Genomic DNA, 1,601 nt, shown 5'->3' on the forward strand with positions numbered 1-1,601 from the left:
GATCTGATCGTGCATGGTACTGACGGCAATATCGCGGTTCGTAAGAACATGGGCACGTATTTCGATGGTGGTACTCACTGGAGCGCTGGGTGGGGCCGATTCGTCACCGGTACCGACATGGGTCGCCTCCGCTTCGGCGATGCCACCGGTGACGGCAAGGCCGACCTGTTCGTCCACACGATCGCGGACGGCAAAGTCGCCGTCCGCAAGAACATGGGCACCTACTTCGACGGCGGAACCGTGATGATCACCCTCTGACAAGAGCGATCCCTCTGGCACCACGCCGGAGAAACCGGCCACGGCCGCTGCCGACACTGCTCCGCCCCACCGCCCTCCGCACCGGAACCTAGCTCGACGCCGGTTCGCCCGACATCGGCGTTCCGGTTCGGAGGGCGGTCTCGCTCATCGCCGTGGCAACCAGCCGATGTCACACGACACTTCACCCCAGGGATCACCATGACCGTAAAACGTTCCCGATGGATGTGGGCGACCAGCACTGCGGTCGTCCTCGCCACCTTGGCGACCACCACCACGGCCTCGGCGTTGGCCGGGGTCGATGCTCCGACCGACCTGACTTTTGTTGCGAAGGTCAACGTGGGTGAGCAGTCTGCCTGTACGGGCACCCTGGTGGACCCGCAGTGGGTGCTGACGGCGGCCAGCTGCTTTGCCGCGGACGGGAAGCTGTCCGCGGGTAAGCCCGCTGTCGCCACCGCGGTGACGGTGGGCCGTACCGACCTGTCGCAGACGGGCGGGAGTGTCCAGCAGGCGCTTTGGCTTGTTCCGCATGCCGACCGTGATCTGGTCCTGGTCAGGCTCGCCGCCCGGGTCACCGATCCCGCCGTCAAGCCGGTGCGGCTGGCGACGACGCCCGCTGTCGCGGGGGAGGAGCTGGTGAAGGCCGGGTTCGGGCGCACGAAGACCGAGTGGGTACCCGACAAGCTGCACACCGGCACCTTCACCGTCGCCGCCAGCGCGGCCACGACGGTGGATCTGAACGGTTCCGACACCGCGACCGTCTGCAAGGGCGACGCCGGCGGCCCTGCCCTGCGCACCGTCGACGGCACCACCGAACTCGTCGCCGTCAACTCCCGCTCCTGGCAGGGCGGATGCCTCGGCATCGACCCCACCGAGACCCGCACCGGTGCCATCGACACCCGTGTCGACGACATCGGCGCCTGGGTGACCTCCACCGTCGCTGTCCCCCACGTCACTGACCACACCGGCGACGGGAAGTCCGACGTCGCGTACCTGTACAACTCCGGAACCAACTCCGACGGCAGCAACCACACGGCCCTGTGGCTGCAGACCTCCACCGGCAGCGGCTTCAACGCGCCGGCGAAGTCGTGGGACTCCGGCACCGGTTCCTGGGACTGGAACCGCAGCAAGACGGTGTCAGGCGACTTCAACGGCGACGGCCTCGCCGACGTCGGCGTCCTCTACAAGTACGCCAACACCTCCGACGGACGCGGTCACACCGCGCTGTGGACCTTCACTTCCACCGGTAGCGGATTCAAAGCACCTGTCAAAGTGTGGGATTCCGGTGACGGTTCGTGGACTTGGGACAGTTCTGCTCCGGTGGCGGGTGACTTCAATGGTGATGG

General features: G+C 66.8%; 1 protein-coding gene and 1 pseudogene. Both read left to right on the plus strand.

What is annotated here, in order from left to right:
* Positions 1–258: pseudogene (locus tag ACIQJT_RS39840) on the plus strand (fusidic acid esterase FusH); the annotation flags it as partial.
* Positions 259–456: 198 nt separating this feature from the next.
* Positions 457–1,601, plus strand: a 1,145-nt coding sequence (locus tag ACIQJT_RS39845) for a trypsin-like serine protease (protein ID WP_402650384.1), incomplete at its 3' end; no start/stop codon positions are given.

This window comes from Streptomyces sp. NPDC091972 (assembly GCF_044756385.1).
GTDB lineage: Bacteria > Actinomycetota > Actinomycetes > Streptomycetales > Streptomycetaceae > Streptomyces.